This window comes from Streptomyces sp. NPDC029466 (assembly GCF_055574515.1).
On record NZ_JBVHZH010000031.1, the window covers coordinates 44,784 to 70,106 of the forward strand.

Annotated in this window: 25 protein-coding genes; 17 read left to right on the forward strand and 8 right to left on the reverse strand. The window is 71.3% G+C overall.

What is annotated here, in order from left to right:
- Positions 1 to 87 precede the first annotated feature (87 nt).
- A complete protein-coding gene (locus ACZ4XD_RS23105; RefSeq protein ID WP_468044869.1) occupies positions 88 to 840 on the reverse strand; it encodes a PE-PGRS family protein in 753 nt (250 codons plus the stop codon).
- A 371-nt stretch (positions 841 to 1,211) separates the two neighbouring features.
- Between ACZ4XD_RS23105 and ACZ4XD_RS23110 the strand changes: the two genes are divergently transcribed.
- The 3 genes from ACZ4XD_RS23110 to ACZ4XD_RS23120 all read left to right on the forward strand — a co-directional run bounded on the left by ACZ4XD_RS23110 (position 1,212) and on the right by ACZ4XD_RS23120 (position 5,328).
- On the forward strand, positions 1,212 to 2,006 hold the full coding sequence (locus ACZ4XD_RS23110) for a PhzF family phenazine biosynthesis protein (RefSeq protein ID WP_468044871.1): 795 nt from the start codon (positions 1,212 to 1,214) through the stop codon (positions 2,004 to 2,006).
- 199 nt (positions 2,007 to 2,205) lie between these two features.
- Positions 2,206 to 2,937 carry a class I SAM-dependent methyltransferase gene (locus ACZ4XD_RS23115; protein ID WP_468044978.1) on the forward strand — a complete coding sequence of 244 codons (732 nt, stop codon included), beginning with the start codon at positions 2,206 to 2,208 and terminating at the stop codon, positions 2,935 to 2,937.
- A 471-nt stretch (positions 2,938 to 3,408) separates the two neighbouring features.
- Positions 3,409 to 5,328, forward strand: a complete 1,920-nt coding sequence (locus tag ACZ4XD_RS23120) for a trypsin-like serine peptidase (protein ID WP_468044872.1) — start codon at positions 3,409 to 3,411, stop codon at positions 5,326 to 5,328.
- A gap of 93 nt (positions 5,329 to 5,421) precedes the next feature.
- On the opposite strand, the gene ACZ4XD_RS23125 is transcribed toward ACZ4XD_RS23120, so the two are convergent.
- The gene (locus ACZ4XD_RS23125) at positions 5,422 to 6,978 is read right to left on the reverse strand and encodes a GMC family oxidoreductase (protein WP_468044874.1); all 1,557 of its coding nucleotides are present in this window, start codon (positions 6,976 to 6,978) and stop codon (positions 5,422 to 5,424) included.
- A 292-nt stretch (positions 6,979 to 7,270) separates the two neighbouring features.
- On the opposite strand from ACZ4XD_RS23125, the gene ACZ4XD_RS23130 reads away from it, so the two are divergent.
- Entirely contained in the window at positions 7,271 to 9,337 is a 2,067-nt protein-coding gene (locus ACZ4XD_RS23130; RefSeq protein ID WP_468044876.1) for a SpoIIE family protein phosphatase, read from the forward strand.
- A gap of 41 nt (positions 9,338 to 9,378) precedes the next feature.
- Here ACZ4XD_RS23130 and ACZ4XD_RS23135 read toward each other — a convergent pair whose 3' ends face one another.
- A complete protein-coding gene (locus tag ACZ4XD_RS23135; RefSeq protein WP_468044878.1) occupies positions 9,379 to 10,149 on the reverse strand; it encodes a GNAT family N-acetyltransferase in 771 nt (256 codons plus the stop codon).
- Positions 10,150 to 10,714: 565 nt separating this feature from the next.
- Here ACZ4XD_RS23135 and ACZ4XD_RS23140 point away from each other — a divergent pair.
- Entirely contained in the window at positions 10,715 to 12,823 is a 2,109-nt protein-coding gene (locus ACZ4XD_RS23140) for a SpoIIE family protein phosphatase (protein ID WP_468044880.1), read from the forward strand.
- Here the strand turns inward: ACZ4XD_RS23140 and ACZ4XD_RS23145 are convergent.
- The 3 genes from ACZ4XD_RS23145 to ACZ4XD_RS23155 all read right to left on the reverse strand — a co-directional run bounded on the left by ACZ4XD_RS23145 (position 12,820) and on the right by ACZ4XD_RS23155 (position 13,956).
- The gene (locus tag ACZ4XD_RS23145; RefSeq protein ID WP_468044882.1) at positions 12,820 to 13,113 is read right to left on the reverse strand and encodes a hypothetical protein; all 294 of its coding nucleotides are present in this window, start codon (positions 13,111 to 13,113) and stop codon (positions 12,820 to 12,822) included. The genes ACZ4XD_RS23140 and ACZ4XD_RS23145 overlap by 4 nt on opposite strands.
- Positions 13,114 to 13,236: 123 nt before the next feature.
- A complete protein-coding gene (locus ACZ4XD_RS23150) occupies positions 13,237 to 13,521 on the reverse strand; it encodes a hypothetical protein (protein ID WP_468044884.1) in 285 nt (94 codons plus the stop codon).
- A 138-nt stretch (positions 13,522 to 13,659) separates the two neighbouring features.
- Positions 13,660 to 13,956: a hypothetical protein gene (locus ACZ4XD_RS23155; protein WP_468044886.1), complete on the reverse strand. Its 297-nt coding sequence runs from the start codon at positions 13,954 to 13,956 to the stop codon at positions 13,660 to 13,662.
- Positions 13,957 to 14,400: 444 nt separating this feature from the next.
- Here ACZ4XD_RS23155 and ACZ4XD_RS23160 point away from each other — a divergent pair, with 444 nt between their 5' ends.
- Entirely contained in the window at positions 14,401 to 14,847 is a 447-nt protein-coding gene (locus tag ACZ4XD_RS23160; RefSeq protein WP_468044888.1) for a DUF5946 family protein, read from the forward strand.
- A gap of 85 nt (positions 14,848 to 14,932) precedes the next feature.
- On the opposite strand, the gene ACZ4XD_RS23165 is transcribed toward ACZ4XD_RS23160, so the two are convergent.
- Complete coding sequence (locus tag ACZ4XD_RS23165) at positions 14,933 to 17,023, reverse strand: SpoIIE family protein phosphatase (RefSeq protein WP_468044890.1); 2,091 nt, start codon at positions 17,021 to 17,023, stop codon at positions 14,933 to 14,935.
- Between the two features lie 221 nt (positions 17,024 to 17,244).
- Here ACZ4XD_RS23165 and ACZ4XD_RS23170 point away from each other — a divergent pair, with 221 nt between their 5' ends.
- The 11 genes from ACZ4XD_RS23170 to ACZ4XD_RS23220 all read left to right on the forward strand — a co-directional run bounded on the left by ACZ4XD_RS23170 (position 17,245) and on the right by ACZ4XD_RS23220 (position 23,933).
- A complete protein-coding gene (locus tag ACZ4XD_RS23170; RefSeq protein ID WP_468044892.1) occupies positions 17,245 to 17,745 on the forward strand; it encodes a MarR family winged helix-turn-helix transcriptional regulator in 501 nt (166 codons plus the stop codon).
- Positions 17,736 to 18,986, forward strand: coding sequence for an MFS transporter (locus ACZ4XD_RS23175; protein ID WP_468044894.1), 1,251 nt, complete (start codon positions 17,736 to 17,738; stop codon positions 18,984 to 18,986). The genes ACZ4XD_RS23170 and ACZ4XD_RS23175 overlap by 10 nt, the downstream gene beginning before the upstream one ends.
- A gap of 221 nt (positions 18,987 to 19,207) precedes the next feature.
- Complete coding sequence (locus tag ACZ4XD_RS23180; RefSeq protein ID WP_468044896.1) at positions 19,208 to 20,308, forward strand: PP2C family protein-serine/threonine phosphatase; 1,101 nt, start codon at positions 19,208 to 19,210, stop codon at positions 20,306 to 20,308.
- A gap of 54 nt (positions 20,309 to 20,362) precedes the next feature.
- The gene (locus ACZ4XD_RS23185; RefSeq protein WP_468044898.1) at positions 20,363 to 20,683 is read left to right on the forward strand and encodes a gas vesicle protein GvpO; all 321 of its coding nucleotides are present in this window, start codon (positions 20,363 to 20,365) and stop codon (positions 20,681 to 20,683) included.
- Between the two features lie 33 nt (positions 20,684 to 20,716).
- Entirely contained in the window at positions 20,717 to 21,187 is a 471-nt protein-coding gene (locus ACZ4XD_RS23190) for a gas vesicle structural protein GvpA (RefSeq protein WP_468044900.1), read from the forward strand.
- Between the two features lie 3 nt (positions 21,188 to 21,190).
- Positions 21,191 to 21,937 carry a GvpL/GvpF family gas vesicle protein gene (locus ACZ4XD_RS23195; protein ID WP_468044902.1) on the forward strand — a complete coding sequence of 249 codons (747 nt, stop codon included), beginning with the start codon at positions 21,191 to 21,193 and terminating at the stop codon, positions 21,935 to 21,937.
- Between the two features lies 1 nt (position 21,938).
- Positions 21,939 to 22,163: a gas vesicle protein GvpG gene (locus ACZ4XD_RS23200; protein ID WP_468044904.1), complete on the forward strand. Its 225-nt coding sequence runs from the start codon at positions 21,939 to 21,941 to the stop codon at positions 22,161 to 22,163.
- A 56-nt stretch (positions 22,164 to 22,219) separates the two neighbouring features.
- Positions 22,220 to 22,579, forward strand: a complete 360-nt coding sequence (locus tag ACZ4XD_RS23205) for a gas vesicle protein (protein WP_251085591.1) — start codon at positions 22,220 to 22,222, stop codon at positions 22,577 to 22,579.
- On the forward strand, positions 22,576 to 23,385 hold the full coding sequence (locus ACZ4XD_RS23210; RefSeq protein WP_468044906.1) for a GvpL/GvpF family gas vesicle protein: 810 nt from the start codon (positions 22,576 to 22,578) through the stop codon (positions 23,383 to 23,385). The genes ACZ4XD_RS23205 and ACZ4XD_RS23210 overlap by 4 nt, the downstream gene beginning before the upstream one ends.
- A 3-nt stretch (positions 23,386 to 23,388) precedes the next feature.
- The gene (locus tag ACZ4XD_RS23215) at positions 23,389 to 23,619 is read left to right on the forward strand and encodes a gas vesicle protein (protein ID WP_468044908.1); all 231 of its coding nucleotides are present in this window, start codon (positions 23,389 to 23,391) and stop codon (positions 23,617 to 23,619) included.
- Positions 23,616 to 23,933: a gas vesicle protein K gene (locus tag ACZ4XD_RS23220; RefSeq protein ID WP_468044910.1), complete on the forward strand. Its 318-nt coding sequence runs from the start codon at positions 23,616 to 23,618 to the stop codon at positions 23,931 to 23,933. Before ACZ4XD_RS23215 ends, ACZ4XD_RS23220 begins: the two co-directional genes overlap by 4 nt.
- Before the next feature lie 33 nt (positions 23,934 to 23,966).
- Here ACZ4XD_RS23220 and ACZ4XD_RS23225 read toward each other — a convergent pair whose 3' ends face one another.
- Entirely contained in the window at positions 23,967 to 25,289 is a 1,323-nt protein-coding gene (locus tag ACZ4XD_RS23225; RefSeq protein ID WP_468044912.1) for a DUF1254 domain-containing protein, read from the reverse strand.
- Positions 25,290 to 25,323: the final 34 nt, after the last annotated feature.

Sequence of the window (25,323 nt, forward strand, 5' to 3'; positions counted from 1 at the left end):
CGGCGCGGGTACCGGAGAAGTCGGGGCGGGCGCGGCCGGCGCGGCACACCCGCGCTGTCCGTCCGCTGCCCGGAGGGCGCTCTGCTGTCAGTGGACAGCCGGCACCGGCGGTGGTCCCCGACGCGAGACGACATGGACCAGGAGCCGGCCCCGCAAGGCCCGATGCGGTGTCCGCTCCGGTTCCCGGGGCTCCGGGGGGAGGGTCGGCAGCGCCGTGTGCCGTACGAGGCGGAGCCGTGGCACCAGGGCGAGGGACACCGCCCGTACCAGCCGGAATACCGCGCGCTCGCCGCCCCACATCCACCACACGCTCAGCGTCGCGATCAGCAGATGCGCCGCGAGCATCACACCGACGCCCCCCGGCGCCCCCGGATGCGGAACGTGCCCCATGACGGCCATCTGGCCGGACATCGACAGACCGCCGAAGTGCCCGCCATCTGCCATCTCCTGCACCGGCGAACCGTCCACCAGGGCCGCACGCACACCACTTGGCACCCGCAGCGGATGAAACGGCACCCCACCACCACACCGCAGCGATTCCCACCACAGCCTGGCCCAGGAGAGTTTGCTGTGCCCGGCGTGGTCCAGTGCCTGCCCCAGGGCGAAGGCGGAGTGCAGCGTCGCTTGGGTACCCACCGTCAGGGCCGCCACCGTCAACGGACCGCGTTCCCGCCCGGCGAAGCACCACGCGCCTCCCGCGGCCCCTACCGCGGCCGTGAGCAGCACCCGCCACGGCAGCACCGCCCCGGACGTCAGCACATGTCCGACCGCCGTGAGCAGCACACAGACCACCGCGAACGCGATGGCCCGCAATCCTCTGAGTACGTTTCCGGCTTCCATGGCGAGAACAGCTTGCCCCTCCCGTGCTCCGTCAGACAGAAGAGACCTAAAGATGCTCACTTCCGGAGCGAAAATGACTGCCGGAACGGATGGCGGACTACGGCACATCGAGGGTCGGACGAGCCGCCCAAAGACGTACGGGACACCCGCCACCGAGCAAGAGCCGAATCCGCGGCACATCCGACGGTACGGCGATATCGGCCCCGTTCACCGCCCCTTTCCGGCCCTTCGGCAACGCCCCTGCGACAACGGCCCGTTGCCAACGAATCTTTGACAACGACCTTCGGCCTCCCGTGGCCCCCGCGGACGCGCCCGGGACGAACCCCCACCACCAGCCCCACCCCCTCACCCCAACCAGTAGCGTCGGGCGCATGCGTGCCTTCATCGTCGATGCGTTCACCGACCGGCCCTTCGCCGGGAATCCCGCCGGGGTGTGTCTGCTGGACAAGCCGGCCGACGCCGCCTGGATGCAGCGGGTGGCCGCCGAATTCAACCTCTCCGAAACCGCCTTTGTGCACCCGACCGCGGAAAACACTTACGGACTGCGGTGGTTCACACCGACCGTGGAGGTCGATCTGTGCGGCCACGCCACGCTGGCCACCGCCCACGTGCTCCACACGACCCGCTCCGCCACTCCTGACGCGCCGCTGCACTTCACCACCCTCAGCGGAGTTCTGACCGCCCATCAGCACAGCATGGGTGCGATATCCCTGGACTTCCCGACGGATGCGCCGACCGCGACCCCCGTACCGCCGCGCCTCGCCGAGGCTCTGGGTGCCGAACCGCAGTGGACCGGCCGGGCCAGGCACGATCTGCTCGTGGAACTGCCGGATGCGGCAACGGTGCGCGACCTGAACCCGGATATCGCCGCGCTGGCCGGCTTCAGCGGCCGAGCCGTCATCGTGACCGCGAGCGCCCCGGACGACGCCGACCACGACTTCGTCTCCCGCGTCTTCGCCCCCGCCGCCGGCATCCCCGAGGACCCCGTCACCGGCGCCGCCCACTGCGTCCTCGCACCCCACTGGGCCGAACGCCTCGGCCGCACCGCACTGAACGGCAGGCAACTCTCCCCACGCGGCGGCCGGGTGGGCGTCGACCTGCGCGACGACCGAGTCACCCTGCTCGGCCACGCGGTAACGGTCTTCACCGGCGAACTGACACCTTGAAGCCGACGCAGTGGCGCCGCGGCCCGCCCGCGGCCCGCTGCGCGGTCGTGGCGTGGGAGCTGGTTGGCCGGCTTGAGAACCCCAGGGAACCGGCGGCCTGGCGGTCACTGAAGGGCCTGCCGGCACCCCGAGGAAGCGCCGGCCCGGGGCACTGAATCGTTGGACCGGGTGAAGGAGACATGGGGGGGACGTTGCCGTGGTGTTCTCGGACGCTGATGCTGCCGCGCTGTATGACCTGGTGAATCCCTGGGATCCCGAGCAGTGGCCCAGCGACGGCTTCTATGACGAGCTGGTGAGGGCCGCGGGCTCGGTCCTGGACGTCGGTTGTGGCACCGGTGCCATGCTGCGCCTCGCTCGCGAACACGGCCACCGGGGCCAGCTCGTCGGACTCGACCCGGACTCAGCCGCGCTCGCCCGGGCCCGGCGGTGCGCCGATATCGAGTGGGTCGAGGGCACCGCGGCGGCCGCGCGGTGGGACGCCGCATTCGACCTCGCGACCATGACCGGCCATGCGTTCCAGTGCCTGGTCACCGACGCGGAGTTGGGTGCGTCGCTCGCGGCGGTCCACCGGGCGCTGCACCGCGGCGGCCGTTTCGCGTTCGAGACGCGGCACCCGCAGGCGCGTGCCTGGGAGGGCTGGAATCCGTCGGCGGCATCCGACCTCGTCGACGCGGCCGGGCGGGCCCTGCGCTGCTGGCACGAGACCGAGTCCGTCATCGGTGACGTGGTCACCTTCACCGGGACGACGGCCACGGCCGACGGCACCGTGCTCCGCGTCGACCGGACGCGCCTGCGCTTTCTCGACGAGGCGGTGCTCGACGCGTTCCTCGCCGACGCGGGCTTCCTCATCGAGGCCCGGTACGGGGACTGGGACGGCGGGCCGGTCACCGGTACGAGCCGGGAGATCATCACCATCGCCCGCCGCCGATAGGCCCCCGCCCCCTGTAAAGGCACTTGATGGGGTGTCAAGTGAGCGACATCACAAGGCTCTGATATTCGGTAATGCGCCGCACTGTCCAATTTTGGCCGGTGGTTTCGTGATACCTTCCTCCCGCTTCAAATATTCTGTCATTGCATCCATGGGGGGCCGCGGATGTGTTGTCACTCATCCCGGAAGGATCACCGGTCGACGTCTGACTGACCGGCGGGGTGCACACCGAAAGGCGGCTCTTCGCAGGGCGGAAAGCGCCCGCGAAGCTATCGCGATCCGGTCATTTCTTCAGGACAGCGCAGCCGGCGAATTGGGCGCCGTAAGCGGCGAAGCAGGAATCGCCCCGCTGATCCGGAAGAGATCTGCCGGAAAGCGCGCGAGAACCAATGAATTCCCGGGCCGGGAACGCGCCTTCGCGGCCCGGCTCCTTCAGCTGAACCCGGTCGCTTCGACCCTTCAACGGACAGGCTCATGAAACGAATACCTTGGGTGCGCGCCGCTGCCGTCGGTGCCTGCGCCTCGCTCGCGCTCGCCGTACCGGCCGTCGCCGCGCACCAAGCGACACCGGACACCCCGAACGTCCCCGCCGCCACGACGACTCCGGCGACGGCCGGCCCGGCGACACCGTCCCCCGGCCCCGCGACGCCGTCCCCCGGCCCGGTGAAGCGTTCCAAGGGCGTGACACAGGAAGACATGCGCAGGGCGCAGGAACTGGAGCGTTACTGGACGCCGGAGCGCATCCGGAGCGCCGTCCCGGTGGACGCGGTGCGGGCCGGGGAGACGGCGCAGCTCCCGCTGCGTGCTCCGCACGCGGCGGGCCGGAGTGCGCTGTTCGCGCCGAGCCACCCGGTCGCCTCGGGGGTCCCCACGGTCGGTGTGTTCCTGATCCGCAGCGAGGACGGCTCGGCGACGCCCAACCAGTTCTGCAGCGCCGGGGCCGTCACCTCGCCGACCAAGAGTCTGGTGCTCACCGCGGCCCACTGCCTGAAGGGCGGCAAGCCGTACCGCAACGTCGCCTTCGTGCCCGGCTACCGCGGCGGGGCCTCGCAGGCCGGCGAGCCCGGGGAGCGGCCCTATGGCCTCTTCCCGATGGAGCTGGGCAAGGTGTGGATCGACGAGCGGTATCTGTCCTCGTCACCCAGCGACGATGTGGACTTCGCCGTCCTGCGCGTCGGACCGAACTCCCAGGGGCAGCTCCTGGAAGACGCCATCGGCCGTGGCAACACCCTCACGACGGTCCCTGCCGCCGGTCTGGCCCGCCGCGAGGTGACGCTCACCGGCTACCCCGGGGGCCAGAAGACCCCGCTCCAGTGCACGAACGCGACCCGGGCGTTCCAGGGCCGGTTCATGGAGATCGGCTGCGACGGCTTCCGTACGGGGGTCAGCGGTGGTCCGTTCCTGGAAGGCTTCGACGGCAGCCGTGGCAACCTCGTCGGTGCCATCGGCGGCTACAAGACCGGCGGCCTCCAGGACAACATCTCCTACAGCTCGCAGTTCGACAACGACGTCCTCCGTCTGTACGACCAGGCGGTCGCGGACGCGGCGCCGGACACCGTCAATCCGCTCGGTGACGCCACTACTTGGCAGCACGCCACCAGCTTCCTCACCGGCCGGTTCCACTCCGACTCGGTGCGCAACGGCAGCGGCGACCTCATCGTGCGCTGGTCCGACGGTGAAGTCTCCCTCTACCCCGGCAACCGCGCCTACGGCCTGGGCAAGGACATCCGGCTCGTCAAGGACAAGGCATGGAAGCAGGCGAAGGTCCTCACCGCGGGCGAATTCACCGGCAACAGCACCGACGACCTCCTCGTCCGCTGGGCCGACGGCAAACTGATCCTCTACAAGGACGTCAACGAAACCAACAAGCTGAACAACTCGGTCCAGCTCAAGGGCCCCAACGGCACCTGGACGCATGCCGTGGGCCTCACCGCCGGCCGGTTCGGCGGCGGTAATACACGCCGCGATGACCTCGTGGTGCGCTGGTCCGACGCCGAGATGACCCTCTACACCAATGTGGACGGCCGGGGTCTGCACGCCGAGAAGCAGCTCGCCAAACGCAAGAACACGACCTGGTCACACGCCCGCGACAGCGTCGCCGGGAACTTCGCGGCGGCCGCCGGCGACCAGGATCTGTTCGTCCGCTGGTCCGACGGTGAAGTGACGGTGTACGAGAACCCCGGAGCCAAGGGCTTCAAGGGCGAACACCAGCTCCGTCCCGCGAAGTCGGCATGGCGCTACGGCAGCCTGGTCACCGCCGGTGCCTTCGGCGGCGGTACCCGACAGGACGACCTTCTCGCGCTCTGGCCCGGCGGCAAGCTCGTCATGTACGGCGACACCACGGCCAAGGCCCTGGGCCGCGAACGCCTGCTCGTTCCCGCGCGGATCAGCTGAACCCGTACGTCACGCCCAGGAACGCCGTCCGGTCCCGCCCTGGAACCGGACGGCGCGTCCTGTCGTTGACGTCCCCGTGACGCCGGCCGCAGGTCAGGCCGGTGCCGGCAGGCCGCGGATCAGATCCGCCGCCTTCTCCGCGATCATGATCGTGGGAGCGTTGGTGTTGCCCCGCACCACCGTCGGCATCACCGACGCGTCCACCACGCGCAGGCCGCTGACACCGTGCACCTGAAGCCGGGAGTCCACCACGGGGCCGATCGCGCAGGTGCTCGCGGGGTGGTAGAGGGTATGGAGCTCGCGCCGGGCGAACTCCAGCAGCCCGGCGTCGTCCGTGGAGCGGGGGACGCGGAAGTCGGCGCGCCGGTGCTTGCGCAGGCTGGGCTGCTCGGCGATGTCCAGCAGCAGCCGCAGCGCCCGTACCGCCGTGGCCCGGTCCTCCTCCGTCGCCAGGTAGTTGTGCAGGATGTGCGGTTTGGCGCTGGGGATCGCTGACCGCAGCGAGACCTTGCCCCGGCTGGTGGGGGCGAGCAGGGCCGCGCCGAACATGAAGGCATGATCCGTGACCGGGCTGATGCCCTCCTCATGGAACATCACCGGAGTGGCGTGTACCTGGACATCGGGAGCGTCCAGGCCCTCGCGGGTGCGGTGGAAGCCCCCGACCTCACCGACGTTGGAGCTCAGCGGGCCCCGGCCCTCGGTCTCCAGCATCCGCACATTGTCCGGTGTCTGCGCGGTCAGCAGGGATTCGGTGTCGGTCAGGTACAAGAGGCCGATGTGCGCGTGGTCCTGAAGGTTTTCCCCCACCGGGAGCTCCACCCGGGGCGTGATGCCGTGCGCCATCAGCTCATCGCCCACACCGATACCCGACAGCATCAGCAGCTGCGGGGAGTTGTACGCCCCGGCCGCCAGCACCACCTCCCGCTCGGCGTGCCGCTGGAGCAGTTCACCGCCCCGTTCCAGCTCGACCCCGGTCGCGCGGTCACCGTCGAACAGCACCCGGGTGCACTGGGCGCCGGTGAGCACGTCGAGGTTCGGCCGGTCCAGGGCCGGCCGCAGATAGGCGACGGCCGTGCTGCACCGCATCCCGTCGCGCTGCGTCAGGTGGTAGTGGCCGACGCCGTCCTGTTCCGGACCGTTGAAATCCGCGGTGTACGGGTGGCCGGCCTCCTGGGCGGCCGCCACGTAGGCAGTCATCAGCGGATGCTGGGAGCGGCCTTCGCTGACGGTCAGCGGGCCGCCGGTGCCGTGCCACGGCGAGGATTCCCCGCGGAAGTCCTCGGCGCGCAGGAAGTACGGGAGGACGTCGTCCCAGCCCCACTGCTCCGCGCCGGCGGCGGCCCAGGCATCGTAGTCCCGGCGGTTGCCCCGGATGTAGATCATCGCGTTCATCGACGAGGAGCCACCGAGCATCCGGCCGCGGGGCAGGAACCGGCGCCGGCCGTCCAGCCCCGGTTCGCAGTCGCTGAGGTAGCTCCAGTCGTACTTCGTCTGGAACAGCTTGCTGAAGGCGGCCGGCACATGGATTTCCTGCGCGTCATCCGCCGGCCCGGCCTCGATGAGGAGCACCCGGGTGTGCTCGTCCTCGGTGAGCCGGGCTGCCAGCACACATCCGGCCGACCCGGCCCCCACGATGATGTAGTCGTACACCCGTACCCCTCACGCAGCGCTGTCGCGGACCCCTCCAGCCAAGCCGCACCGGCAGGCCCGCTCACACCGGGAAACCAGCCAAAGTGTGCGGTCGGCGGGCGGGCCGCCGCGCTCCCGGGCGGCGCGCTCACCCCCGGAACCACGGCGGCACGGCGGCCACGGTGCCGCCCGCCCCGGGGCCGGTGCCACGCCGAGTGTCCGCACCTGAGGGACGGGCGCAGAATGAAGACAGCCGCTCTGGCGCCCGGAGGGCGGACGGGCCACCGCGCGCGGCGGGTGGAAGGACAAGCCGGTGCCATCAGATCGGCCGAGCGACCAGCAGGCTCGCGGTCCACTCTGGTCCGAGCCCGGCTCGCTGCTGGAGCATGTCGCCGTCGCCGTGTTCGGCATCGATGACGCCAACCACCTCTGCTACTGGGGCCCCGGCGCCGAGCAGCTCTTCGGCTACCGGGCCGCGGAGGCGCTGGCGAAGCCCGGCGCCCTTCTCTTCCCCGCCGCACCCGATGAGGGCCCCGACGCCTGCGCCCGCCTGGCCGATCGCGGCCGGACCGAGGGCTACTGGCGTGGGCGGCTGCTCGCCGTGCACCGGGACGGTTCGGTCTTCGACTGCGGCTTCCGGGTCTTCCCGGTGGCCGGGGAGGCCGGGCATTCGGTGGTCATGGCCCTGGCCAGCCGCGGCGACGAACTGGACCGGGTGAAGACCAATCTCGCCTTCCTCGACGCGCTCTTCGAGACCTGCCCCATCGGCCTGGTCATGCTCGACGAGCAGCTGCGCTACGCCCACCTCAACCAGGGCCTGGCCGACATCAACGGGCTGCCCATCGAGGACCACCTGGGACGGCACATCACCGAGATCATGATCACCGCGGACGGCGGGGAGTACGAGCGGATGCTGCGCGGCGTCGCCGAGGAGGGCAAGCCGATCGCGGGAGTGCGGGTCGGGATGCGCACCCGGGGCCACCCGGACCGGGACAAGGTGCTGTCGGTGAGCTTCTTCCCGCTTTCCCGGGCCGGCGGCACCCGCCCGGGAGTGGGCGGCCTGCTGGTGGATGTGACCGACCGGGAGCAGGCCATCGTGGAGGCGACCGCCACCCGTCAGCGGCTGGCGCTGCTGGACCAGGCGTCCACCCGGATCGGCACCACCCTGGACGTGAAGGTCACCGCCCAGGAGCTGGTCGATGCCGTGGTTCCGGTCTTCGCCGACGCGGCCGTCGTGGAGCTCGTGGAAGGGCTGGACGAGCGCGAGTCGTTCGACCCGGCGCTGCCGGTGATCACCCGCCGTCTCGCGCACGGCACCGTGCTGCCCCCTCCCGCGACGGAACTCGTCGGCGGGGTGGCCGGAGTGCACTACCCGCCGGGCTCCGCCATCCACCGGATGCTGCGCACCGGCCGTCCGATCGCGGTGCCGGTGAACGAGGAGTTCATGCTGCGGACCATGCTCGACGAAGCGCGCGCCCGGCTGCTGGCCGACAGCGGTCTGACCTGTCTCCTCCTCGCCCCGCTCATCGCCCGGGGCACGGTGCAGGGCATCGCCGTCTTCGGCCGGTCAGCGGCTCGTGCGACCTTCACCGAGCAGGACCTCAGCCTGGCCGCGGAGCTGGCCTCCCGGGCCGCGCTCTGCCTGGACAACGCCCGGCTCTACAGCCGCGAGCGGAACATCGCGCTCACCTTCCAACGCGCGCTGCTGCCCAGCTCCCTGGGCTCCTGCCCCTTCCTGCACCTCGCCCACCGCTATCTGCCCGGCAGCCACGTCACCGAGGTCGGCGGCGACTGGTACGACATGGTCGACCTGCCCGACCAGCGAGTCGCGCTGGTCGTCGGCGACGTCATGGGACACGGCGTCGCGGCCGCCGCGGCGATGGGCAGGCTGCGTATCACCGCCAAGGCGCTGGCCCGCCACGACCAGGAACCGGAAGAGCTGCTCGCCGAGCTCGACCAGTGCGCCCAGGAGGCGGGCATCGAACTCGCCACCTGCCTCTACATCCGCTACGACCCCGTCACCGGACGCACCCGGATCGCCAGCGCAGGCCATCCGCCGCCGCTCCTCCGCTACCCCGACGGACGGACCGAGGTCGTCGACGAGGTGCTGGGGGTGCCCCTCGGCGTCGGCGGCTGTCCCTTCGGCTCGACGGATCTCGACCTGCCCGACGACACCACCCTCGTCCTCTACACCGACGGTCTCATCGAGGCCCGGGACCACGACATCGACGAGGGGCTGACGGCGCTGCGCAGCGAACTGCACCGGCTCCCCGACTCATTGGAAGCCGCCGCGGACCACATCCTCGCCCGCCTCGTCCCGAGTTCCCCGGCCGATGACACCGTCCTGCTGCTCGCCCGGGTCCACCGCGTACGGCTGTGAGGACGCGACCGCGTCGGCCGGCACCGACGGGCCGGCTTCCCTCAGGGGCATCCCGGCGCGGCGACGCGCGCGGAGACGCACGGGTCCTCGTTGCGGTACCCGAGGCGGGTGTAGAGCCGTTCGGCGGGGGAGTTGTCGGCGAGCTGCCACAGCGTGCAGAACCCGTGCCGGCGTACGGCGTACCGGGTCAGCCACGAGGTCAGCGCCGCGCCGAGCCCCTGGCCGCGCAGCCGCGCGTCCGTCGCGACCGACGCCATCAGCGGGGCCCCGCTGTCCCGCAGGCTGCTCAGCGCGCCGCAGGCCACCAGCCGTCCGTCGGGGTCGCGGATACCGGTCCACAGGCTGACGCCGGAGGAGCCGGGGCCGGTCGAATGGGCGGGGCTGTGCTCGTTGAGGAAGGCGAGCAGCTCCTCGTGGTGCGTCTCGTCCAGCTCGATCACCCGCTCCTCGGCCCGTTGGAGGGGCGGTTCCTCCAGCGTCCACCGGAAGACCCACTCGACGACATCGGCCACCGGCAGGTGCCGGCCGACCAGCGCATCGGTTCCCCGGGGACCGGTGAACTCCCTTATGCCGTCGGGGAGTTCATGCGCGGCACGGAGGATGAGCCCGGCGGCGGGAACCGCTTCGCCGACGCTCCACAGGTGTCCGCGCGCGTCGTCGAGCCAGGCGGCGGCACCGTTGCCGGACCAGCTGATCCGGCCGGACGGGCGTCGTCGGGCAGCGCCGAAACGCAGCAGGGCGGCGCCGGCCTGGCGCTCCAGACCCTGCTGGAACAGGTCTGCGCTCCGGGGAGGAAGAGTCGTTGCCTGCATCGCTCTCTCGGGAAGGACGTAACGGGAGGGCGACGGCCCGGACACGCACAGGGCGCAGCCGGAACCGACCGTCTGGGGGGTGGGGGAGTCCCGGCAGGGGCTGCGCAGGCGGCGCGCCCGGCTGACCGGGAGGCCCACTGTTGCACACCGCCCCTGGCCCGAGGCAAATCAGGGGCCCGGGCGGCGAATGCGTACCGGAAATTGCGGCGGCGGACACCGCGGACTGTCCCCGCCGACCTGCCCCGTTCACCCATGGACCGGCCCGTGGAGCGTGCCCGCGATCGCCTGCTCCACGGGGCGCGACCAGCGCGGACGCCGCTTTCCGGGCGCACGCTCTCGACCCGCCGGGACGCCGCCGCAGGGGTGGTGTTGATCACGATGCGGGCCGGTGCGATGCCTGCCCGCGGCCTCGGCGGCCCGTGACGCGGCGGGCGCGGACCGGAGCGACTGCGCGGCCCCCCTGATCCGGGGAACATGGAAGCACTGCGAGGTGTAGTGGGCACGGGCCGCAGCCCGAAGCCGGCGGGACCGCATGCCGCGCTCACAGGCGGAGGAGGTGCCCGGGATGAGTACAGCAGGCCCCTTCGGCCCGGCGGGCGACCAGCCGCTTCCCGGGGTGCCGCAGCGGAGCGGGCTGCTGGATCTGCTCAGCGTCGCGGCGGTGCTGCTCGACGGCGAGGGCCGGATCGTGCTGTGGAGCCCGCAGGCCGAGAAGCTGTTCGGCTACACCGCGCAGGAGGCGCTGGGCCGGTTCGCGGGGCGGCTGCTGGTCCATGAGCAGCACCTGGACCTGGTGGTCAGGCTGTTCACCGAGGTGATGGCGACGGGCGAGAGCTGGGCCGGCGCTTTCCCCGTCCGGCGCAAGGACGGCAGCTCCCGGCTCGTGGAGTTCCGCAATATGCGGCTGCTGGACGACCGGGGTGACTTCTACGCCCTGGGCATCGCCACCGACGAGGAGATCCTGCGCCAGGTGGAACGCGATGTGGCGCTGTCCACGCGGCTGGTCTCGCAGTCCCCGATCGGGCTGGCCGTCCTGGACACCGAGCTGCGCTACCTCGCCGTGAACCCGGCGCTGGAGCGGATGAACGGGGTGCCCGCCGAGGAGCACATCGGCCGGTCGGTACGGGAGGTGCTGCCGTTCCTGGAGACCGACGCCATCGAGGCCGCCCTGCAGCAGGTCCTGGCGTCCGGCACGCCGCTGGTCGACGAGTACACCGTGGGCCGTACCCCCGCCGACCCCGACAACGATCACGCCTGGTCGGTCTCCTACTACCGGCTGGAGGACCCGGGCGGGCGGGTGCTCGGGGTGGCCGGGCTCTTGGTGGATGTCACCGACCGGCACCGCGCGGCCACCGAGGCGGCCCGCGCCCGCCGCCGCCTCGCCATGATCGCCGACGGTACCGCCCGGATCGGCACCACTCTGGAGGTGGAGCAGACCGCCCGCGAGCTGGCCGAGGTCGCCGTGCCCGAGCTCGCCGACGTAGCGGCGGTGGACATCCTGGATTCCGTCCTGGAAGGCCGCCCGCCCCAGACGTCCGACGCCCGCCATGCGCTCTTCCGGGCCCTCGCGGTCAAGGCCGCCTACCCCACGGAGGCGGTCCGCGCCGCCGACCCGCCCGGCCACCTCGCCAGCTACGGGCCGGACCGTATGGCCACCCGGTGTGTGCGCACCGGCCGCCCCATCCTGCTCCCGCACGTCGGCGAACGGGACCTGGCCCGTATCGCCCGTGACCCCGAGGCCGCCGCCCTGCTGGCCCGGGCCGGTATCCACACGTATCTCACGATGCCGCTGATCGCCCGCGGTGAGGTGCTCGGCGCCCTGGGCCTCACCCGCGCCCGCAACCCGCTGCCGTTCGACGAGGACGACCTCGCGCTGGCCGCCGAACTGGCCGAGCGCGCCGCGGTGTGCATCGACAATGCCCGCCTTTACCAGGGCGAGCGCAACGCCGCCATCACCCTCCAGCGGAGCCTGCTCCCCGACCGGCCGCCGCACCGCAAGGGCCTGGAGATCGTCACCCGCTACCAGCCCGCCGGCACGATCAGCGAAGTCGGCGGCGACTGGTTCGACGTGGTCCCCCTCGGGGCGGACAAGACCGCGCTCGTCGTGGGCGATGTGATGGGCAGCGGCATCGACGCCGCGACCACCATGGGACGCCTGCGGACCGCCACCTCCACCCTGGCCGACCTCGACATCCCGCCGACCGAGGTGCTGCGGCACATCGACAAGATCACCGCAGATCTGGACCAGTACGCCACCTGCGCCTACGCCGTCTACGACCCGCACCACGCGGTCTGCCACATCGCCGTCGCCGGGCATCTGCCGCCGGTACTGATGCGCACCGGCCGGCCGCCGGAGCTGCTCGACCTGCCCATCGGCGTGCCCCTGGGGGTCGGCGGAGTGCCCTTCGAGGAAGCCACCTTCCCCCTGCGCCCCGGCGACCGGCTGGTCCTCTACACCGACGGTCTGGTCGAGACCCGCCACGACCCCATCGACGAGCGCCTGGCGCTCCTGCTCCGCCTTCTCGACCGCCCGGACCGCACACTGGAGGACACCTGCGACCGCCTCCTCGACGCACTGCGCGACCCGGACGACCCGGACGACGTCGCCCTCCTCATCGCGCGGGCCGAAGGCCAGGGAGGGGGCACGCAAGGGCCGGCAGGAGAGGCGCCCTAGATGCGGCGGATGCGGCTAGCCAGCGCGTGCCCGATGCACACATAGACGACGGCGGGCAGCCCGTAATTCAGCACGGTCCGCAACCAGTCGGCATCCATGGTGAACAGATCGTGCGACCACCCGGCGAGCCAGCCGGCCGCCGCATGGACAAAGCCGACCAGGTCGTTGGCGCGGTTCGCGTCGACGAGGGCGAACAGGATCCACAGACCGAGGATCAGCGCCGTCACATCCGCGAGGACGACGACGACCTTCGCTGCTTCGTTGTTGCGGTAACGAGCGCGGGTGGACATGCACAACGCGTTGCCGCTTTCGGCCGCTTGAAACGCGGCCGTGAGACCTCCCGCCGCAAGCAGTCCTGTCGGATCAGGGCGGAGGGGCCCGCGAGTCGGTGACCGGTCCGGCCGGTCACCAGGTCACTCGGACGGCTCCTGGCCGGTGCGCGACAGGCTCGCGATATGGGCGCGGTAGGCGGCGACTTCGGCCTCGGTGAGGGCCAGGCGGCCGGGGCCGGGCTGGTCGGCCGGGAGCGCGGTCGACTGGACCGCGGCCCGGTACATGGGGCCGGGCAGGTTCAGCAACAGCTGGCCCTGCTCGGCGGTTTCGATCACCAGCCAGGAGTCGGCGTTGTCGTCGTGGACATCGGTGACTCCGATGGTGCTGATGGCGGTCACGGTCAGAACCGGAGGGATTTCGCTCATGTCACCTCCCTATCAGCCGCCGCCGGACACGGCGAATCGCCACGGGGGTGGGCTCCCCAAGAGGAGAACCCACCCCCGCAGCACAGCAGGGAGCCGGCCGCACCCGGTCACCGACCGTGGCGCCCGGCCTGGCCCGTCCTAGCGCAGGAGGTCGGCCAGGGCCCCGCCGCCGGTGTGCACACCGCCGGACGGCCGGTGGTGGTCCCGCTTGTGGTGATCGCGCTTGTGGTGGTTCTTCTTGCGGTGGTCCTTCTTGTGATGGTCCCGCTTGTGGCGTCCGTGCTTGCACCTGTCGTGGTCGTGGTCGGAGCTGCTCGACGCGACATGGTCCGTCGTGTGGCCCTCGACCGCGGACGCGGCGGACGCGGCGGGAGCGGTGATCGCGAACATCGCGGTGATGACGGCTGAGGCGAACAGAGTGCGGGCAGTGCGCATGGACATGTTCCTTTCGGCCTGCTGCGAAGGGCGACACCCTGTCGGCCTTCTGCGGCGCAGTAGTGATATGACACACAGCCAGTTGCATTGTCACGGCGCACCACTTGAGAGCACCGGATCCGGGCGAATAATTGAGCCTCCCGGGTGGCCCGGGCGCTCCGCCGTTGCCGGCGGTCTGACCAGCGAGGGCATGAGCATGACGGCCGCGCCCGCCCCGGGGCTCCCCATTCACCGGCCGCCGGTGGAGTCATCGAATCACGCCGTATCGGAATTCGGCTGCGCAATTAATCCGTCGACGCATAGGAATTCGCTCAATAAATCCGCGTATTCGGTCAATGGGGCTTTGCGGCGGGATGAATGCTCCGCGCTCCGAGAAAACCACATGCACCGCGGCACGAAACCGGGGACGCTGGTACGCCGTACTCCGAGGATCAAGGAGAAGGCATGGACCCCTGCGCAGAGTGCGGTGCGCCGATGGACCCGCGATCTTGTGACGAGCTGTTCCAGATATTGCTCGCGCTGGACCATGCGCGGCAGGCACCGTGGGGGCCGCTGCACGGCGTATCGGTCTCTTGCTACCTGCTCCAACACCCCAGTCAGCTGCCCGCTGACGACGGCGCGATGGCCCGGGCGCTCCTGCACGCCTATCTCGAAGGCGGCCTCGACGAAGTGAACCAGCTCGTCGGCCGGGCTCGTCGCGGTAATTCCCACCGCGGGAAGGGCAGGCCCGCACCCGACGTCCGGGCCACGGCCCTGCCGCACCGGAACGCGCCGCCCTCCCGCTTCTCCGTCACGATCCATGACGTCGCCGTCGACGGTTCGTTCCCCTCCGCGGAGTTCACGGAACGCGTCAGGGCGTGGGCCGCCGCGACGGTCGACGCGTGGAGCTAAGGGCTGTCCCCGTCAGGGATCACGGGAGGAGCCCTTAGGGCGGGCCCGGGCGGGTCCGGGGGACGACGGGACGGTGCGGACACGCCTAGGGCGTCCGCGGCGGGAACCGCTCGGTGCCCGCGATCAGCAGAGCGACGTCATCCGGGTCGTCGGGGCGCCGTAGTTCGCGGAGGAGGCGGTCGCAGGTTTCTTCCAGGGAGCGGTCGGGGGCGTCCAGCAGGCGGAGCAGGGTGTCGAGGCGTTCGTCGAGGGAGTGATGGCGGGTTTCCACCAAGCCGTCGGTGTAGAGGACCAGTTGGTCGCCGGGGTCGAGGGCGAAAGTGATGGTCTCGAAGGGGACGCCGCCGACCCCTAGGGGCACGCCGATGGGCAGGTCGAGGAACTCGGGGTGCTTGCCGCGGCGTACGAGGGCGGGCGGCAAATGGCCGGCGGTGGCGATATGGAACACCGCGCGGTGGGGGTCGTAGGTGGCGTAGACGCAGGTGGCGATGTAGTGCTCCAGCCCCGAGGTGATCTTGTCGAGGTGCTGGAGGACCTGGGCGGGGTCGAGGTCGAGATCGGCGAACGCGCAGGTCGCGGTGCGCAGCCGGCCCATGGTGGCGGCGGCGTCGATGCCGCTGCCCATGACATCGCCCACGACGAGACCGGTCTTGTCGCCGTCGAGCGGAAGGACGTCGTACCAGTCGCCGCCGATCTCGTAGGTGGCCTGCGCGGGCCGGTACCGGGAGGCGAGCTGTAGACCGGGACGATGCGGCGGGTGGTCGGGGAGCAGACTGCGCTGAAGGGTCTCGGCGGCGTTGCGCACGCTCTGGTGCGAGCGGGCGTTGTCGATGCACACGGCGGCACGGGAGGCCAGTTCGGAGGCGAGGGCGAGGTCGTCCTCGTCGAAGGGGGGCGAGTTGCGTGCGCGGATGAGGCCCAGGACGCCGAGGATGTGGCCGCGGGCGGTGAGCGGGGCCAGCAGATAGGAGTGCACCCCGGCACGGGCCAGCAGGGTGGCGGCGTGGTCGTCGCGGGCGATGCGCGCCAGGTCGCCGGCATCGGCGTGCGGGACGAGGATCGGGCGGCCGGTGCGCACGCACCGGGTGGCCAGGCGGTCGGTGTCGTACGCGGCGATTGCGCCGGGTGGATCCGCAGCCTGGACGGCTTCGGTGGGGTAGGCGGCCTTCACCGCGAGGGCGCGGAAGAGCGCCGTGCCGTCCTCGGGGGTGGGACGGTGCTCGTCCAGGACGGAGTCGAGGACATCGACCGTCACCACGTCGGCGAGCTCGGGCACGGTGACCTCGGCCAGCTCCCGGGCGGTCTGGCCCACCTCCAGCGTCGTGCCGATCCGGGCGGATCCGTCGGCGATCAGGGCCAGCCGCTGCCGGGCCTCGGCGGCCTCCCTGGCTGCCTGATACCGGTCGGTGACGTCCACCACCAGGTCGGCCACTCCGAGCACCCGCCCATGGGGGTCCTCCAGCCGGTACAGCGAGATCGACCAGGCGTGTTCGTGGTCCGGGTCGGAGGGGGTACGGCCGACGACCGTGGTCTGGTCGACCATGGGCGTCCCGGTCTTCAGGACCTCCCGCATCGCGGCCTCGGGCACCTCGAACTTCGCGGCGGTCATGATCTCGCGGTAGTGCCGCCCGAGGTGATCTTTCGCGGGTATGCCGTGCATCCGCTCCAGGGCCGGGTTGACGGCCACGTACCGCAGTTCGGTGTCCAGCATCGCCAGCCCGATGGGGGACTGGGAGATCAGCCGGGTGGACAGGGCGACATCCCGCTCCACCTCGCGGAGCGTCGAGGAGTCGGTGGCCAGCCCGAGGGCGTAGAAGTCGCCGCGGTCGTCCATCAGCCGCATGTTGCGCAGCTCCACCAGCCGTACGGTGCCGTCCTTGTGCCGGACGGGGAAGGTGCCGCTCCAGCTGCGGCCGGTCTCCATGACCCCGGCGAACCTATCGATCACCAGGTCCCAGTGCTCTTGGTGGACGAGCAGGGGCGCCGCGTACCGCCCGAGCGCCTCCTCGGCGGTGTAGCCGTACAGGCCCTCGGCCTGCGGGCTCCACAGGACGATCCGCCCATCGGCGTCCAGCAGGACCGCGGCCACACCGAGGAGGTCCAGCAGCCCGCTCGGCTGTGGCAGTGCTCCCTCCGGCTGCCCGGCCTCGGCCGGACGCCCGTCGGCTGCGCTCACCCGGGCACTCCTTCCACCCGACGGACCACGTGGCCGGCCCTCGTTCCGGTCCGTGGCCTGTCCACCTCGCTGGCTGTGGCCCTCCCCTTCGCTGGTGAGTGCTGTGGCTTCCATGGTCCACCAGGACCGGCCGCCCGCACACTCCGTCCCGCAGGGGCCCCGGCGCCACTTGGCCGGAAGCAACCTGACAGCACTTACATAAGCGCTGTTACGATCCGCGGATGGCCGAGGACCCCACGTTCGATCCCACCGAGCAGACCCTGTGGCAGCCGCTGCGACTGCTCCAGGCAGCGATGGACGCGGACATCGCCCGGCTCTACACCGAGGAACGGATCACCGGGCTCAAGCCGAGCTTCGTCCTGGAGCTGCTCCGGCTCCACGCCCGCGGGCCGATGACCATCACCGCACTGGCCGAGTCGGTCGGCCGGACGCACTCCGCGCTCAGCCAGAAGGTGGCCGCGATGCGCGCGGCCGGCTGGGTGGAGACCACGGCGGGCGACGACGCGCGCAGCAAGACGGTGACGCTCACGGACCGGGCCCGCGGCATCGTCGGACGGCTGGCCGCGGAGTGGCGCGCCACCGAGGCGGCCGTTGCCGAGATCGAGGCCGAGCTCCCCTATCCGCTGACCCGGGTCGTCGCCGATATCGAGCGGCTTCTCGCGCACAAGAGCTTCCACGACCGGATCGCCGAGAAGCTCGCCGAGGACCCCGCATGGGAGTGAAGCACGCGCTGCTCGATGTGACCCCGCTGCGGCAATCGGCACCGTTCCGGCGGCTGTGGCTCGGCCAGGCGCTCTCCCGGCTCGGCGGCCACATGACCCTGGTCACCGTGATGTTCCAGGTCTGGCAGACGACCCACAGCACCGTCTGGACCGGGGCCGTCGGCCTGGCCCAGGCCGTCCCGCTCATCGTGCTCGGCCTCTTCATCGGGTCGGTCGTCGACCGCGTGGACCGGCGGAAGTTCTACCTGATCATGACCACCGGCCAGGCCGGGTGCGTGCTCCTGCTCGCCCTGCAAGGGATCGTCGGGCAGTTCCCGACGCCGGTGGTGCTGTTACTGGTCGCGGTGGAGTCCTGCTTCACGGCCGGCAGCGGACCGGTGTCCCGCACCTTCATTCCGCGGCTGCTGCCGGAGCAACAGCTCACAGCCGGGCTGGCATTGAACCGGATCTCCTTCCAGGGCGCCATGCTGACGGGCCCGGCACTGGGCGGGCTGATCCTGGGCCGGCTGGGCGTCGGCGGCTGCTATCTGATCGACGCCCTCACCTTCGCCGCCGCGTTCTACGGGGCGTACGGCCTGCCGCGGATGAGCCCCGGCGACGAGCCCGCGCGGCCCGGTCTGCGCGGTGTGGCGGACGGCCTGGCCTTCCTGGTCCGCACCCCCGTCATCCGCGGCGCGCTCCTCACGGACCTGGCCACCACCGTGCTGTCGATGCCGATCAGCCTGTTCCCCCAGGTCAACGCGGAACGCTTCGGCGGCAACCCCCGCACGCTCGGCCTCTTCCTGACCGCCGTGGCCGCCGGCGGGGGCGTCGCCTCCCTCTTCGCCGGGAGCTTCACCCGCCGCTCCCGCCCCGGCCTCGTCATGCTCGCCGGCTCGGCCACCTGGGGCGCGGCCCTCGCCCTGTTCGGCCTGGCGGCCGACCCCTGGTTCGGCCTGGCCTTCCTGGCCCTGGCGGGCGCCGCCGACACCGTTTCCGTCGTCTCCCGAAGCGCCCTCGTGCAGCTGCACACCCCCGACGAACTGCTCGGCCGGGTCAGCGCCGCAGAACAAATCGTCGGCCAGGCAGGACCGGACCTCGGCAACCAGCGCGGCGGCCTCGTCGCGAACGCCACGTCCGGCACGACGGCCCTGGTCAGCGGCGGTTTGCTGTGCATCGGCGCGGTGGTCCTGGTCGGCGCGACGACACCGGGACTGCGCTGGTTCGCCGCGGCGTCCGCGCGGGGGGCGGCGGCCGGTTAGGAGGCGCCAGGCGCCACGAGCCGGGCCGGGCGGGGCGCGCCGCTCATGGGAGACGACGCGCCTTCCGGAGTCCGGTCACACCGGCGGGAGCGGGTGCGTAACGAGCACAACCAGCCCACAAGGCGTATATGTGAAGCCATCGGAATGACGCACCTGGCGGTGCGGCACACCGTCCGCCGGTCGCCGCGTCGCGGGCGCGGTCCGGCGGCAGGAGATGCGCTGTGAATGGCCTGCAACCCACGCTGGCGAAGGTGCCCTGGATACTCGCGGCGCTGGCCCTCCTGGTCGGCGTTCTGCTGAACCTTTTCGCGCCCGAGCCGTATATGGGGCTCCCGCTGCTGGCCGCCGCACCGCTCGTCGCCGGGGCCACGCTCACGTTCCGCTCCGCGCTCGCGGTCGTGTGCGTCACCTGTGTGGTCTCGGTGGCTCTGGACATCGTGCGGGAGCGTCCGGCGACGCCGCTGTTGGTCGATCTGGCGGTGGTCGGCCTGATCGGCGTGCTGGCGCTCGGGGTGAACCGGCTCATTGTGCGGCAGGGCCGCGATCTGGCGCTGGCCAGGGATGTCGCGGAGGCGGTCCAGCGGGCGGTGCTCCCGGACCCGCCGAAGGAGGCCGGGCCGCTGGCCGTGGCCGCCGGGTACACCGCGGCGCAGGCCGAGGCGCGGATCGGCGGTGACTTCTACGCGGTGCAGGAGACGCCGTTCGGGGTACGGATGATCATCGGCGATGTGCGGGGCAAAGGCATCAAGGCCGTCGCCGCGGTGTCGGTGGCGCTCGGCGCGTTCCGTCAGGAGGCCGAATACGCTCCCAGCCTGAACACGCTGGGGCAGCGGCTGGACGAGGCGCTGGCCAGGGCGGCGGCCCGGAGCGGGCCGGTGATCTCCAGTGAGGGCTTCACCACCGCCGTGCTGGCCGAGGTCTCCGCCGACGGCGAGATGCTGAGCCTGGTGAACCGCGGGCATCCACCCCCGTATCTGGTGCACGGCGGTCAGCTCGTCCGGCTCGACCCGACCATCCCTCAGCTGCCCCTCGGCGTCGGGCTGGGCGACCTCACACCGGCGGCCTCCGTACCGGTCGACGGGGTGCGACTGCCCCCGGGGGCCTCGCTGCTGCTGATCACGGACGGGGTCACCGAGGCGCGGGACAAGCGGGGCACCTTCTACGACCCGGTGTGCTCGGGGCGCCTGGGCCGGCGGTTCACCGAACCCGAGGCGCTGGTGGAGGCCGTGACCAAGGATGTCGGCCGCTGGACCGAGGGGGACCACGAGGACGACATGGCCATCCTGGCCGTCACCCGGCGCCACCTTTCCCACGACGCCTGATCAGATTGGGCCCGCTCAGGATGCGCGGGGCGGGGAGGCGATGAGACTTGGGGTATGGCAGAGCAATCCCGCACGCGGGTGCGGTCGTCCACGGCTGCCCGTAAACGGAAATCAACGCCGGAGAACACTCCGGCGGAGGTGGCGCAGCGCGCCGCCGAATTGCTGCAGAGCGTGATCAGCCACCCGACCGAAGGGGTTTCGGCGGTCCGGCGGACCGATGACGGCTGGTGTGTCGTGGTGGATGTGCTGGAACTGGCGCGGATCCCGGACACCACGAGCCTTCTCGCGACGTACGAGGTAAGGCTCGACAACGAGGGCGAACTGCGCGAGTACTACCGGACCCACCGCTATCGACGAGGTGCGGCCGATCAGTGAGCGCCGTCCCGACCAGCTGAAAGGGCACCCCAGATGAGCATGACGACCTATACCGGCCTGTCCGGCGAGGTAATTCCCTGTCCGCCCAGGGCCGGCACGTTGTACGACGTGATGGAGCTCATCCTGGACCGCGGGATGGTCATCGATGTGTTCATACGGGTGTCCCTGGTCGGGATCGAGATTCTGAAGATTGATGCCCGCATCGTGGTCGCCAGCGTGGATACCTATCTGCGTTTCGCGGAGGCGTGCAACCGGCTGGATCTGGAGCGGGATTCGGGAAGTGTCACCGTTCCCGAACTCTTCAGCGGTCAGGCCGCCAAAGGCATCGGAAAGCGCAAGGTGAAAGACGCCGCCAAATCCGTGGGCGAAACCGTCCGTTCGGCGGTGGGCCAGGGCGATGACGAGGATGACGATGCGGACGAGGAAGCGCAGCCGCAGCGGCGGCGGCGCAGTCCCGCCCGGTCCGGAGCCGCTTCCCGCCGGCGGCGCGCAGAGGAGGAATGACCCGTGACGGATGACGGTATCTACGTTTACGGCATCATCCGGACCGATCGCCCGTTGCCCTCGGACGTGGGCGGAGTCGGCGATCCCCCGGGCGTCGTGGAGAAGATCGAGGAGGGGCGGGTCGCCGCGGTCGTGAGCCAGGCGCCCCCGAAGCTGCGGGCCCGCCGTCGCGACCTGCTGGCGCATCAGGAGCTGCTGCTGGCCCTGTCCGAACGCGGGCCCGTCCTGCCGATGCGCTTCGGCATGGTGGCGCCGGACGAGACGGTGATCCGCCGTCAGCTCGCCGACGACGAGGAACGCCATCTGGCGGCGCTGGAGAGCCTCGCGGGCCGGGTCGAGATCAATGTCAAGGCGATGCCGGCCGACGACTCGCTCGCCGCGCTCGTCAAAGGGGACGCCACCATCCGCGGGCTGCGCGAAGAGGTGCACCGGCGGCCGAGCTACGAGGCCAATATGCGGCTGGGAGAAGCGGTGGCGACCGCGCTGTCCCGCCGGGCCGCCGAAGCGGGCCAGGAAATCGTGCGCGAGCTGAAGCCCTGGGCTCATGCGGTCCGCCCCGGGCCGGAGGTATCCGGCTGCCAGATCAATATGTCGTTCCTGGTGGACCGGAGTGACAGTGCCGAATTCGCCGCGGAGGCGGAGCGCCTCGCCCAGGACCGGCGCGAGCGCGTCGCCCTGCGGGTGGCGGGACCGTTGCCCTGCTACAGCTTCCTGGAACCGCAGGTGCTCGCGGGAAGGGCCGGCGGCTGACATGGGGCTGATCACCGGAGTGCTCACACTGCCGCTCGCCCCGGTGCGGGGAGTGGTCTGGGTGGCCGACCAACTCGCCCGGGCGGCCGACCGCGAGCTGCACGACCCGGTCATCATCCGCGCCCGGCTCGCCGCGCTGAACCAGGAGTACGAAGCCGGGCACCTCAGCAAGGCGGCGTTCGAGCAGGAAGAGGAGCAGCTGCTCGACCTGCTGTACGAGAGCTGACCGGCGCTCCGGAGCCACCCCCGCCCCGTACGCGACGAAGAGGAAGGAGTGACCACATGACCGATGTCGACTACCGACCGGCCGCTCCTCCTGCCAACGGTCCCAGCACCGCGAACCTCGCCGACATCCTCGAACGCGTCCTCGACAAGGGCATTGTCATCGCCGGGGACATCAAAATCGATCTGCTGGACATCGAGCTGCTCACCATCAGGCTGCGGCTGTTCGTCGCCTCGGTGGAGACGGCCAGGAAGGCCGGGATCGACTGGTGGGAGACCGATCCGGCGCTCAGCTCCAAGGCGGCGCGGAGTGAACTGCGCGAGGAGAACGCCCGGTTGCGCGAGCGGCTGGAAGCACTGGAGCCGGCCGACGACGGCGAAGCGTCCTCCTCCCGGACGAAGGACAAGGCGGGGTCATGACGAGGGAGCAGCCCGGCGCCCCGGAGACCGAGACCGCGACCGCGACCTATGTCTATGCGGTGTGCCGCCGGCTGGACCCGGCTGCCCTCAGCGGGCTCGCGGGCCTCGCCGCGGGCTTCCCCGTGCGCACCCTGCCGCTCGGTCCGCTCACCGCGGTCGTCCAGCACGTACCGGCCGACGGCTTCACCGAGGACGCCTGGCAGCAGCGGCTGGCGGACCGTGCCGAACTGGAGCGCTGCGCCCGCGCGCACCACGAGGTGGTGACCGCGGCCGCCGCCTGCGGGCCGACGGTGCCGCTGGCGCTCGCCACCCTCTACCGCGGCGACGAGCGGGCACAACAGGCCCTCGGCGCGGACCGGGACCGCTTCGCCGCGGCGCTCGCCCGTATCGAGGGCCACGCCGAATGGGGCGTGAAGGTCAGTCTCCCGGCGACCGTGTCCGAGGGTCCACGGAGCGCGCCGTCCGCAGCTTCCCGGAACGGCGGCGGGGCGGGCCGTGCCTACCTGGAGCGGAAGCGCGGGCTGCACCAGGCGCGCGAGCAGCACCACGACCGGGCGCTGCGGACCGCCGAGGACATCGATGCCGCCCTGAGCCGCCTGGCCACCGCCACCCGCCGGCTCCGCCCGCACACCCAGGAGATGACGGGGGAGCCGCACCGGCTGCAAGTGCTCAACGCCGCCTACCTGGTGACCACCGTGCGCGAGAAGGAGCTCCTCGACGCGGTGGAGCTCCTGCGGCGTCGTACCGGCGCGGAGGTCGAGGTCTCCGGCCCCTGGGCGCCGTACTCCTTCGCCGGGGAGGTGTGAGCGGTGACCGTTCACGAGCCCGTCCCCTGGGACACCCCGGGTCCACTCGCCGGGCCGATCGGGGTGCCGCTGGTCGACCTCCTGGACCGCGTCCTGTCCACCGGGGTCGTGGTCAGCGGCGACCTGGTCATCGCCATCGCCGAGGTACCGCTGGTCCGGCTCTCCCTGCACGCACTGCTGTCCTCGGTCAACGAACGCGTCCCCGCGCCGTGGTCGGACGGAGGCCCGCTGTGACCGGAGGCCCCGCGGTGACCGGAGGAACGCCGGGGACGCCGGAGAGCAGATTCGACCTCGACCGTGAGCGAATGGGCCGCGATCTGGTCTCTCTGGTACTCACCGTGGTGGAGCTGCTACGGCAGTTGATGGAGCGTCAGGCCATCCGCCGCGTGGAGCAGGGCGATCTGAGCGAGGAGCAGGTGGAACACATCGGGGAGACCCTGATGCATCTCGAAGCGCGGATGACCGAGCTGTGCGAGCAGCACGACCTGCGCCTTGAGGACCTCAACCTCGACCTGGGGCCGCTGGGGTCCCTCCTGCCCCGCAACTGAGAACGCCGGTCGTCTTCGTCCACTCCCGCCCGGTCAGCCGATGCGGCAGAGGGCCGGCGCGTGCCAGGTGCGCTCCAGGACTTCGGGCCGGGGCCAGAACATGCGCAGCATGACGTTGAAGGAGCCCTCCGGTGCCGGAAGCCAGTTGGACTCCAGGCGCTCGCCCGGCGAGGCGTGCTGGATCAGCAGCGTCAGTGACCCGTCGGAGTGGAACTCCAGCGCGTCACGGTCGCCGATGGCATAGCGGTTGATCGCGTTGTCGACGAAGAACTGCCGGTCGTTGTACATGGTCAGCGACCAGAAGGCGTTCACCGGCGGCAGGTTGCCGGCCTCGAAGGGCAGCTGGTAGCGGTTGCTGCCGTGCAGGGGCCGGTCGTCGGCGTCGGTCCGGCACATCGAGTAGACGGCGTCCTGGGGGAGGTTCGCGCCCAGACCCACCGCGGTGATCGCGGCCCGCTGAAGGTAGTCCGTGCCATAGCTGCCGAGGTCGTACGGGGTCATCCAGCCGTCACGCACCTCCGCACGCGGCGTGCGGCTCGCGGACCGCACCCGGGCCAGGCCCTCGGCGGTGCCTTCGGTGATGGCCCGCTGCGCCTGGGGGCTCAGCGCGTCCCAGTCGAACGGCCGGCCAGGGACCACGCCGAGCGGCGCCATTCGCTCGACGACCGGAGCGTCCTCCGGCTTGGCCGGGTTGTCCGCCATGAGATGGGCGGTCATCGCGAAGAAGGTGGCGGCGTCGAGCGCGGCGGCCTGGTCGACCGGAGCGGTCACCAGATCCACCGGGCCGGGGCCTGCGACCGTGGGGGCGGGGGCGTCCGTCAGCGGCGTCAGCCGGTAACCGGCCTGGACGCGGTGCACGGCCGGATAGTCCTGCACACCGTTGACCTGAGTACGGCCGACGATCGCCGTCAGGGAGGTCGGGGCGTCGATCCGCTCCATCGCCTCGGGCAGTTCGCCCTGCCAGCCGGGGCCGACCAGCGCGAACTCGCGGGCGCCGCTGCCCGTGGTCCGGGTGCCCGGGCAGGCGAAGACGTTGGTCCAGGCGTCGTAGAGCGGCAGCAGGAAGTACCGCCCCGGCGTCGCGGCCATGGACAGCTGCACCGGCCCGGCCGAGAGATCCAGCCAGGCCATCGAGTACAGGGTGTCCGCGTTCGGGCTGACCACACCCTCGAACGAGGCGTCCGGGGTGAACGGCATGTGCGCGAAACTGTTCAGCGGCGCGTGGCCGAGGACGGACGAGCCCGGAGTGGTCATCTGACGCCTGGTCAGCTCCATGGTGACCAGAGGGTAGGCGAAGACGTACGCCTCGGCGGCCGGGGCGGTCAACTCGGTGGCCTGGGTCTCGGTCGTGGTCACGCGATGCCTCCTCGATGCTCGGATACGGAACGCC

Bases quoted from the DNA above. Each gene is read 5' to 3' on its own strand.
- ACZ4XD_RS23105 (WP_468044869.1), bottom strand. From the start codon at position 840: ATGGAAGCCGGAAACGTACTCAGAGGATTGCGGGCCATCGCGTTCGCG.
- ACZ4XD_RS23110 (WP_468044871.1), top strand. From the start codon at position 1,212: ATGCGTGCCTTCATCGTCGATGCGTTCACCGACCGGCCCTTCGCCGGG.
- ACZ4XD_RS23120 (WP_468044872.1), top strand. From the start codon at position 3,409: ATGAAACGAATACCTTGGGTGCGCGCCGCTGCCGTCGGTGCCTGCGCC.
- ACZ4XD_RS23135 (WP_468044878.1), bottom strand. From the start codon at position 10,149: ATGCAGGCAACGACTCTTCCTCCCCGGAGCGCAGACCTGTTCCAGCAG.
- ACZ4XD_RS23140 (WP_468044880.1), top strand. From the start codon at position 10,715: ATGAGTACAGCAGGCCCCTTCGGCCCGGCGGGCGACCAGCCGCTTCCC.
- ACZ4XD_RS23145 (WP_468044882.1), bottom strand. From the start codon at position 13,113: ATGTCCACCCGCGCTCGTTACCGCAACAACGAAGCAGCGAAGGTCGTC.
- ACZ4XD_RS23150 (WP_468044884.1), bottom strand. From the start codon at position 13,521: ATGAGCGAAATCCCTCCGGTTCTGACCGTGACCGCCATCAGCACCATC.
- ACZ4XD_RS23155 (WP_468044886.1), bottom strand. From the start codon at position 13,956: ATGCGCACTGCCCGCACTCTGTTCGCCTCAGCCGTCATCACCGCGATG.
- ACZ4XD_RS23160 (WP_468044888.1), top strand. From the start codon at position 14,401: ATGGACCCCTGCGCAGAGTGCGGTGCGCCGATGGACCCGCGATCTTGT.
- ACZ4XD_RS23170 (WP_468044892.1), top strand. From the start codon at position 17,245: ATGGCCGAGGACCCCACGTTCGATCCCACCGAGCAGACCCTGTGGCAG.
- ACZ4XD_RS23175 (WP_468044894.1), top strand. From the start codon at position 17,736: ATGGGAGTGAAGCACGCGCTGCTCGATGTGACCCCGCTGCGGCAATCG.
- ACZ4XD_RS23185 (WP_468044898.1), top strand. From the start codon at position 20,363: ATGGCAGAGCAATCCCGCACGCGGGTGCGGTCGTCCACGGCTGCCCGT.
- ACZ4XD_RS23190 (WP_468044900.1), top strand. From the start codon at position 20,717: ATGAGCATGACGACCTATACCGGCCTGTCCGGCGAGGTAATTCCCTGT.
- ACZ4XD_RS23200 (WP_468044904.1), top strand. From the start codon at position 21,939: ATGGGGCTGATCACCGGAGTGCTCACACTGCCGCTCGCCCCGGTGCGG.
- ACZ4XD_RS23205 (WP_251085591.1), top strand. From the start codon at position 22,220: ATGACCGATGTCGACTACCGACCGGCCGCTCCTCCTGCCAACGGTCCC.
- ACZ4XD_RS23210 (WP_468044906.1), top strand. From the start codon at position 22,576: ATGACGAGGGAGCAGCCCGGCGCCCCGGAGACCGAGACCGCGACCGCG.